The organism is Dietzia sp. UBA5065 (genome assembly GCA_002415925.1).
Taxonomy (GTDB): Bacteria; Actinomycetota; Actinomycetes; order Mycobacteriales; family Mycobacteriaceae; genus Dietzia.
On the sequence record DIAZ01000120.1, the window covers coordinates 584 to 9976 of the forward strand.

A 9393-nucleotide genomic window follows, 5' to 3' on the forward strand; every position below is an offset into this window, starting at 1 on the left:
GCGCTGGCGCTGCGCCCGGTCCGCCGGCCGTTCGCCGTGGCCACCGCGGCGTGGGTGGCGAGCCTGCCCGCACTCGAGCTTCCGCTGCACGTCGGCGCGCTCGCCGCCGCCGCGACCGCCCCGACGCTGACCCGCCGGCCCGCCCGCACCGCCGACCGGGTGGGGGTCGCGATGGCCGCCCTGACCTGGGCGGGGCTGGGGATGGTGGTCTCCCGCCACCTCGCCGCGGCCGACGTCCTCGACCGCGCGCTGCGGGCGGACCTCGGGGACGACGCCGGAGGTACGACGACGACAAGGACCACCCCGCGCCACCGCACTCCCTGGCTGACGGTGCTGGGCCGCCCGTGGCCGCTGCGTCCCCGCACGGTACGGGCCCGCAGAGGCCTGGTCTACGGGCCGGACCCGGCGGCCAACCGGTTCGATCTCTACACCCGCACAGACGGGCGGCGTCCGGGCGGGGGCGACCCGGCCGACCCCGCCGCGGCCCGGTCCGTCCGCGGCGTGCTGGTGCACATCCACGGCGGCCACTTCCGGGCGGGCGCGCCGAGTCGCGAGTCCCGCGCGATGCTGTTCGACCACGCGGACCGCGGGTGGGCGGCGATCAGCGCCACCTATCACCTGTCCCCCACGCCCGAGTCCGGATTCCCGCAGCACCTGGTGGACATCAAGCGGCTCCTGCACTGGATCCGCACCGAGGGTCCGTCGCACGGCATCGGGGCGGACGCGCCGATCGTGGTGGCGGGCAGTTCGGCGGGCGCGCACATCGCGATGATGACCGCGCTCACGGCGGGGGACCCGCGGTTCCAGCCGGGCTTCGAGCACGCCGACACCGCGATCGCGGGCGCGATCGGACTCTACGGCTACTACGGCCGGCTGGGCAGCGAGACCAGGGACGCGTCGGACCCGGTGCGGCACCCGGCATCCGGGGCGCCGCCGGTGGCCGTCATCCACGGCACGCATGACACCTACACGCCGGTCAGGGGGTCACGGCGGCTCGTGCGGCATCTCCGCGCCGGGTCGCCGAACCCGGTGGTCTACGCGGAACTGCCCGGCGCGCAACACGGGTTCGACGTGGTGCGCTCACCCCGCTACCTCGCCGTGGTCCACGCGGTCGCGCGGTTCACCGACCGGCTGGTCTGAGCCGGGGCCGGAGACTCGGGGGGAGCGCGCGGTCGCGGTGGACCCCGCCTAGCGGCACAATCGGAAAGTCCTTCGTTCCCGAGCCCACCCCGGAGAGTCGCCACATGAGCCGAACCGCCATCGTCCTCGGGTGCGGGGGCACGATCGGCGCGGCGTGGATGATCGCGGCCCTGCATGCCCTCGCCGAGCAGACCGGTCTCGACCCCCGCGACGCCGACGTCCTCCTGGGCACCTCGGCGGGGGCGGAACTGGTGACCATGCTCGCCGGCGGCGTCGGGGTCGACGAGTTGGTGGACATGCAGCGCGGCCGGGTGGGCGACCTGCGGCTTCGCGAGCACATCGCGTCCACCCCTCCCGGGCGGCCGCCGACGCCCCGGCCGCCCCTGCTCAATCCCCGCCTCCTGCGCACGCGTTCCGGGCTGGCCGCGTACGCCGGGATCGCCCCCAGCGGGCGCGGCGACCTGGGGTGGTTGCATCGTCTGGCCGAGGGGTTCGAGGTGGGCGCCTGGCTTCCCCACCCCTCCGCGCGAATGGTCGCCTACGACGTCCTGGCNNGTCCCCATCGGGGACCGCATCTTCGTGGACGGCGGGATGGGCTCCACGGCATCGGTCGACCTGCTCGCACCCGAGGACGCGGATCTGGTCTACGTCCTGGCCCCCATGGCCTCGGAGCCCGGGCTCCGCGTCCCCGGAGCCGGGGGCCGGGTCGAGTACCGGCTGCTCCGAGGCCCGATGTCCCGAGGCCTGGCCTCCGAGGTCGCCGCCGTCCGTGCGCGCGGGACCACCGTCGTCCCGATCCTGCCCACGGCCACCGATCTCGCGGGTCTGGGCGCGTACTTCATGAGCAGGTCCCGACGGGTGGCGGCGTTCGAGTCCTCCATGACGACCGCCCCGGGCACGGTCCGGGCCGCGTTGTCCGCGGCCGGTCAGGTCGCGTGAACCCGATCCGGCAGGGGGTCAGCGGGCTGCTCGCCTGGTGACCGGCCGGGTCCCGTCCCCGAGGTCCGGGGCGGGCAGGCGACGACCCGGGTCCGCGAGACCCACGAGGTGCCCGTCCACGCCCAGCCGTCGCATGGCCTCGAGGATCATCCGGCGGGCGCTGGAATTGACCGAGCTCACGCGGCTCAGATCGAGCGTGACCTCACCCGGCCCCGGCGGGATCTCGGCCAGGCGCCGCAGCACCTGCTCGGCGCTCGCGAAGGTCATCGGCCCCTGGAGCCGGAAGGTGCGCCGACCGGTGATCTCGTCGAACCGCACCGAGCGGACCGCCTCGACGTCGGTCATGGTGGTGTTCATCAGGTGCAACTCCAGGTCGTGCGAGAGCCGCTCGAAGGTGCGCACCCCCTCGACGCTGTGGCCGTGTTCGTCGAGTCGCGGGGAGAAGACCCCGAGCCCGACCTGCCCGGGCAGCGCTCCAAAGATCCCACCGGACACCCCGCTCTTGGCCGGGATCCCGACGGTGGACATCCAGTCGCCGGCCGCGTCGTACATCCCGCAGGTCGCCATGACGGCCAGCACCTGGCGGGCCACGGGCGCCGAGACCACGCGTTCGCGGGTGACGGGGTTGACCCCGCCCGTGGCCAGGGTCACGGCCATCACCGCGAGGTCGCGCACCGTCACCCGGTAGGCGCACTGGCGGGTGTAGCCACGGACAGCCTCGTCGGGATCGTCCTCGATGATCCCGCCGGCCCGCACGAGGTTGGCCATGGCCCGGTTGCGGAACGCGGTCCGCAGCTCGGAGTCCAGGACGGCGGTGTCCACCTCGAGGCGACGACCGGCGAACGCGGCCAGCCCGTCCGCCAGCGCCCGGTCGCGCTCGGCCTCGGACGCCCCGACAGGCCCGACCATCGTGTGCGTGGTGATCGCACCGATGTTGATCATCGGGTTCCGGGGTCGGCCGCTGATCCTCTCCAGGGAGATCTGGTTGAACGCGTCCCCCGACGGCTCCACCGCCACCTTCTCCAGGACCCCCTCGATCCCCCGGTCGCGCAACGCGAGCGCGTAGGCGAACGGCTTGCTCATGGACTGGATGGTGAACTCGGCCTCCGCGTCGCCGGCGGTGTAGACGACGCCGTCCATGGTGCACGCGGCCACGGCGAAGCGATCCGGGTCCACGGCCGCGAGCTCGGGGATGTAGTCGGCGAGGTGGCCGTCCTGCCCGGTCGAGCACAGGTCGCGGATCTCGAGCAGGTAGTCGGGGACGGGGGTCTTCACGTCCCCAGGGTGTCACGGGAGGCGGTCAGGCCTCGTCGTGCCTCGTGAGGTCGCCGGTCGCGGGCCCCTCGAGGAGCTCGCCGCACGCCGAGAACCGCGACCCGTGCCACGGGCAGTCCCACGACCTCTCGGCCTCGTTCCAGGCCAGGGCGGCTCCCATGTGGGGGCACAGCAGCCCGACGCGGCAGGTCTCGCCGTCGTCACCCGTCGCCTCCCCGATCGGGCGGAGGGTCGGCCGCGGCTTCCGGACGGCCGCCTGCGCCGCGGTCGCCGCCAGCTGGGCCGGGAGGTCCGCATACAGCGAGACCGACGTGCGCAGCACGCCGGTGAGCGTGGGCTTGCCGAAGGACACTCGCGGCTGCCGGCCCTCGAGCCGGTCGACCATGATCCCCGCCGCCGCCGGCGCGCCCGTGAGCCCCCACTTGCTGTACCCCCCCGCGAAGTGGACCCGGCCGCGGCCCCACGGCATCGGCCCGGACCTGGGCAGCAGCGTCACCGGGTGGAAGTCCTGCGCCGACCAGCCGTGGGTGAACTCGGCGCCCGGGAAGTACTTCTCCGCGTACTCCCGCAGCGAGTCGATCCTGGACGCGGTTCCTCTCGCGGTGCCCGTGCGGTGGCCGTTTCCGCCCACGAACAGCACCTCACCACCGGGTGTGGGCACCGTGCGCAACGAGCGGACCGGGCTCTCGACGGAGCCGTACATCCCGGACGGCAGGCCGCCGGGGTACTCGAACGCGCACAGGTAGGACCGCTCGGCCTCCATCGACGCCACCGTCGGGCCGCGGTCGAGGGCAGGGGAGGCGGTGGCCAGGACCGCGTTGCGCGCCGTGCAGGTTCCGCCGTCGCTGCGCACCTCCACGTGGGCGTCCTCCCCCTGACCGCGTGCCTTGAGTCCGGTGACCCGGGAATGCTCGACGATCCGCACGCCGAGCCCCGCCGCGGCCAGGGCCAGGGCCGCCAGCGCCTCCACGGGATCGAGCTGGAACTGGTCGGGCAGCTCCACCGCGGCCCGGGCCGGGAACGGGACGTCGAGCGAGTCGTGCCAGCGCGCGGGCAGGCCCAGGTCGACCAGGGTCGTCATCTCCTCGCGCAGGGTGGAGATGCCCCTGCGCCCCTTGGCGAAGGTCACCGCGCGGCGGCGCTGGGAGTCGACGCCGTGGACCTGGCAGAAGTCCGCCCACCAGTCCAGCCCGTGCTGGTTGGCCTCCGCGTACGCACGAGCGGTGTCGAGCCCGTGGGCCGACCGGATGGTCGACAGTCGGGTGCCCTGCAGCACGGAGACCTTGGCCGTGGTCGCGCCGCTGGCGCCGGCGCCGACGGTGTGCGCCTCCAGGACCACCACTGAGCTGCCGCGCGCGGCCGCCATCAGCGCGGTGATCAGGCCGGTGAACCCCGCACCCACCACCACGAGGTCCACGTGCTCGCCCTCGGGGAACCCGTCCGCCGGGGGATCGATCGGCGTGCGCCGCCAGAATGATGTGCCCATCGCGCGTCTCCTCCGGGCTCGGTGCGGGCCCCACGGACCACCGCCCCGCGGACCACCGTTCGCGGGTCTGCGCCAGCAGGACGCTTCTCTCGCGGGCAACTGTAGGTCGGTGCGCGGCGGCCCGCACCCGCTGGCGACGGAATGCCGAACTCGCGTCGGCACGCCGGACTCGCTCCGGGCCGGTGTGCCGGGCCGGTGCCGCGATCGCGGCGATCGCGGCGCCCGGCCGCGCGGCCTACTTCGCCGTGAACCCGGCGTCCACCGGCAGCGCGACTCCGGTGATGTGCCGGCCGGACTCCTCCACCAGGTAGAGGACCGCGCGTGAGATGTCGAGGGGGTCGAGCATCGGCACGGGCAGCGCGTTGCCCATCGTGTGGCCCTCCGGATTGGCCTCGAACCAGCGCCCCATCTCCTCGTGCGCCACCATCGGGGTGAACACCCCGGCGGGGTGGATGGTGTTGATGCGGATGCTGTGCGGCGCGAGCCAGATCATGAAGCTCCGCATGAGCCCCACGACCCCGTGCTTGCTCGCGGTGTACCCGGTGGCCGCACCGGACCCGTCCCCACCGCGACCGCTCAACCCCTGGGTGGACGAGATGAGGACGATCGACCCGCCCTCTCCCCGCTCGATCATCAGCGGCGCGATCGCGTGGACGGTGTTCCACACGCCCACGAGGTTCACCATGACGGTGTCCACGAACGCACCGTGCGGGTCCGGCTCCTCGCCCCGCTGCGAGTTGATGCCCGCGTTGGCCACCACGATGTCCGGGACGCCGAAGCGCTCGCGACAGGCGTCGACCGCTCCCGCGACGTCCGCCGGTTCGCGCACGTCCCCCTTCACGGCGACGATCTCCCCGCCGACCGCCTCGACCTCGGCGACCGTCTGCTGCAGGTCGTCCGCGGTGCCGAGACCGTAGGGGACGGTGGCGATGTCCTCGCAGATGTCCATCGCGAGGATTCGCGCCCCACGCCGAGCGAGTTCCACGGCGTGGCTGCGTCCCTGGCCCCTCGCCGCGCCGGTGATGAAGGCGACCTTGCCCTCGAGTGACTGTTCCATGCGTGCACCGCTCCCGATCCCGTGACTTGACTGCTGTCAGGATTCAATCACCGGCGTGAAGGCGCTGGGCGGCGATCACGGAATCTGGGAGTGCGTCTGTGCCCGCTCACCCCTGGAGAGCGGACTCGATGTGGTGCCAGCCGGGCATGATGTAGTCGACGAAGGTCTGCCATCCGTGGAGGCCCTCCTCGCCGTAGTCCACGTGATGCGCGATGCCGTGGCGGTCGAGTTCTCGGGAGAAGCTCTTGGTTCCCTCGATGACCCCCTTCTCCAGCAACAGGCCCTGCAGCATGCTGAAGTAGTCGTCGCCGTAATTCCGGCGATCCCCTTCCGAGATGGCCAGGCCCCCGGTCGCGAAGTACACGGCGGTGCCATCCAGTCCTTCGACATGGGAGATCGTGTCGTGGTACTTCCACAGGTCACTGCCGCGCCGGCCCCACATGTTGGCGGAATCGCCGCCGCGACCATCTACCGAAGCGCGGATCGACTGGTAGCCCAACTCATCCGTGGTCGAGTAATAGCCGGAGAGCGCCATGACGCCCCGGTACAGCTCCGGGTGAGTGGCCGCCAGATGCATGGCGGCCTGGGCACCCATCGACGCCCCGGCAATGCCGTTCTTGCCGTTGTGCTTCGTCTCCCGGGAGTTCAGTTCACGCGTGACGAGCCCCGGAAGCTCTTTCGTGAGAAAGGTCTCCCACTTGTTGTAGCCGAAGACCTCGTCGTTGCTCTGCCAGTCGGACCAGTACGTGGAGGGTCCTCCCGTGGGCGTCACCAGGTGGACGTTCTCGCCGGCCATGCGCACGGGCAAGTTCCCGGCACGCCTCCAGCCCGAATTCCCTTCGACGGAGTCGACCCCGTCGAGTAGGTACAGCACGGGTGCCGGCCCCGCGTCCCTGACGCGGGACGGGAGGACCTCGAGCACTATCTCGCGCTGCATGGCGGCGGAGGTGACGAGCCAGTGCTCGTAGTCACCGTGCTGGGTGATGGAACGGAGGTCGGTCGACGTGATCGACTCATCGGGCGGTCGCGGCGGGTTGGGGAGCTCCACGTATGACCCTGCACCACCGAGCGGGATGTTGGTGGACCCGGCCGACCCGAGGGACCCGAGTGTCGAACCCAGCGGGAGGGAACCGACGGCCGACCCGATCATCTCCACCTCCTCGAGCCCCAGGGACGAGGTGTCGATACCGCCTCCGATCTGGGCGGATGCGGGCACAGACGATCCGAGGAGCATCGCGGCCGCGAGGGCGCCGGCCGCGGCGCGGCGACGGAGGCGGGTGTTCATCGGGATCCCCTCAACGTGCATGGCTCGGTCATACAGAAGCGGTCCTGCGCATCCTGGTCGGGAGTGCGCAGGACCGCCTGCCGGAAGAGGTCTCAGGAACCGGACGAGCCCGACGAGCCCGACGAGCCCAGGGAACCGGACGAGCCCGCAGACCCGGAGCCCGGAGTGCCCGTCTCGGGGTCGACATCGTCGCCGTAGAGGGCGGGCTTGATGTAGTCCCAGCCGGAATCGAAGTTCTTGAGGAAGTTCGGCCAGTTGTGCAGACCGCTCGTCGCGTAGTCGACCTTCACGTTGTCGACACCGGCACGGTCGAGGGCCTTCTCGAACGCCTTGGTTCCCTCGCGGACGCCGCTCTCCAGCAGGAGGCCGAGGAACATGTTGAGTTCTCGAGTCGCCTGACCTTCGTAGTTCTTGAGGTCATTGTCGTCGATGGCGGGCGCGCCGGAGGACATGTACACGGCGGTGTCCTTCAGGTCCTGTGCGTGCGCGATGGTGTCATGGCGCTTCCACTCCTCGCTGCCGCGCGGTCCCCACATGTTCTCCAAGGTCCCGCCGCGGGTCTCGACGGTGCCGCGGATGGTCTGGTACCCGATGTCGTCCATGGTCGAGTAGTAGCCGCTGAAGGACATGACGCCCTGGTAGAGATCCGGGCGGGTGGCCGCTAGGTGCATGGCCGCCTGGCCTCCCATCGAGATGCCGCCGATGCCGGCCTTGCCGGAGGCGGGCACGTGACCGTTGGCCGCGAGCCCCTGGTTGACGATGCCCGGAAGCTCGTCAGTGAGGAACGTCTCCCACTGGTTGTAACCCAGCTTGGGGTCCTCGGCGTTCCAGTTGGCGTAGTACGCGGCGAAGGCGCCGGTCGGCATCACCACATGGACGTTCTCGCCGTCGAGTCGCGCGGCGATGTCGCCCTGGTGGTTCCAGCCCGAATTGCCCTCGGGGGCATCGACCCCGTCGAGCATGTACAGCACCGGCGCCGACCCCTTGTTGGCGACCCGGGACGGGACCACCTCGAGGATGACCTTCCGCTTCATGACCAGCGACTGGACCTCCCAGTACTCGTACCCGGTCCGGGAGGTGTAGTCGCTCGCATTGAGCTTGGCGACGTACTTCGCCTCGGTGATGGAGGTGTCGATCGGCTTGGGAGGCGGGCCGCTCGGGTCCGTGGACCCGGTGAGGGGGTAGTCCGACAGCCCGACCGAGCCGACGGAGCCGAGGACGGAGCCGAGAGGAAGGGCACCGGAGACGCTCAGGAGAGTGTCGTACTCCTCCGGGCTGAGCGAGGCCGGGTTGATCGCGTCCAGCTGCGCGTACGCAGGCGCCGTCGAACCCAGGGTCAGGGCAACGGCAAGGGCGCCGGCGGTCGCGGAGGCCAGGCGGCGGAGTTTGATCGACATGTAGCTCCAAATGTTGTGATAGGTGACATCACAATCTTAATCGCGTCTGAGACGGATCTGTTACCCGGCTGACAGCCCTCACTCCCCCCGAAGTGCCCCCACGACCGCCTCACGCAGGTCCTCCGGCCTGCGATTGGGACCGAAGCGCCCCACCACCTTCCCGTCGCGGCCGATGAGGAACTTGGTGAAGTTCCACGTGATCCGACCGCCCAGCAGCCCGGACTTCTGCGACTTGAGCCAGCCGTACAGCGGGTGCGCTCCGGAGCCGTTGACCTCGATCTTGGAGAACAGCGGGAACTCCACGCCGAAGTTGCGCTCGCAGAACGCGCCGATCTGCTCGTCGGTCCCCGGCTCCTGGTGGGCGAACTGATCGCACGGGAAGCCGAGCACCACAAAGCCCTGGTCTCGGAACTCCTCGTACAACTCCTGCAGGCCCTTGTACTGCGGGGTGAACCCGCACTTGCTGGCGGTGTTCACCACCAGCACGACCTGACCGGCGTAGTCGGCCAGGTCCTTCTCGCTCCCGTCCGTCAGGCTGGCCTGGAAATCGGCGATGGTGTGGTGCTCGGTGGCCATGGCGGCTCCTCGTCGTCGTCTGCGGTCCCTGGGTTGTGGGTTGTCCCCGCCCGCCATTCTCACCGCTGCGACCGCTCGCGTGCGGGCGTACGCCAGGAGGGCCGGGCCAGATGCCCTGCCCTGCCCTGCCCTGCCCTGCCCTGCCTGCCCCCCGACCTGCGCTGCCCCAATGGACCACACCGCCAGCGCCACCCCGCCCACGCGCCTGAGTCCCGAAATCCACCTATCGGAGTGCGAT

8 protein-coding genes are annotated in these 9393 nt (G+C 71.2%); 2 read left to right on the forward strand and 6 right to left on the reverse strand.

From position 1 onward, the window contains the following. Both B4M60_RS09180 and B4M60_RS15715 read left to right on the forward strand, forming a co-directional pair. On the forward strand, positions 1-1140 hold a 1140-nt coding region (locus B4M60_RS09180), incomplete at its 5' end, for an alpha/beta hydrolase (protein WP_291082595.1). Between the two features lie 591 nt (positions 1141-1731). Then, positions 1732-2079 (forward strand): hypothetical protein, encoded by a 348-nt coding sequence (locus B4M60_RS15715; RefSeq protein ID WP_414646774.1) that lies wholly within the window; start codon positions 1732-1734, stop codon positions 2077-2079. Between the two features lie 18 nt (positions 2080-2097). On the opposite strand, the gene B4M60_RS09190 is transcribed toward B4M60_RS15715, so the two are convergent. From B4M60_RS09190 to B4M60_RS09215, 6 genes are all read right to left on the reverse strand, one after another. After that, positions 2098-3354 (reverse strand): glutaminase, encoded by a 1257-nt coding sequence (locus tag B4M60_RS09190; protein ID WP_291082597.1) that lies wholly within the window; start codon positions 3352-3354, stop codon positions 2098-2100. 25 nt (positions 3355-3379) lie between these two features. Continuing rightward, positions 3380-4840: an FAD-dependent oxidoreductase gene (locus B4M60_RS09195; protein ID WP_291082599.1), complete on the reverse strand. Its 1461-nt coding sequence runs from the start codon at positions 4838-4840 to the stop codon at positions 3380-3382. 235 nt (positions 4841-5075) lie between these two features. Continuing rightward, a complete protein-coding gene (locus B4M60_RS09200) occupies positions 5076-5897 on the reverse strand; it encodes a mycofactocin-coupled SDR family oxidoreductase (RefSeq protein ID WP_291082602.1) in 822 nt (273 codons plus the stop codon). A 106-nt stretch (positions 5898-6003) separates the two neighbouring features. Next, positions 6004-7182: an alpha/beta hydrolase gene (locus tag B4M60_RS09205; protein WP_291082605.1), complete on the reverse strand. Its 1179-nt coding sequence runs from the start codon at positions 7180-7182 to the stop codon at positions 6004-6006. 92 nt (positions 7183-7274) lie between these two features. Next, on the reverse strand, positions 7275-8579 hold the full coding sequence (locus B4M60_RS09210; protein ID WP_291082608.1) for an alpha/beta hydrolase: 1305 nt from the start codon (positions 8577-8579) through the stop codon (positions 7275-7277). 78 nt (positions 8580-8657) lie between these two features. Beyond that, on the reverse strand, positions 8658-9155 hold the full coding sequence (locus B4M60_RS09215; protein WP_291082611.1) for a glutathione peroxidase: 498 nt from the start codon (positions 9153-9155) through the stop codon (positions 8658-8660). Positions 9156-9393 lie beyond the last annotated feature (238 nt).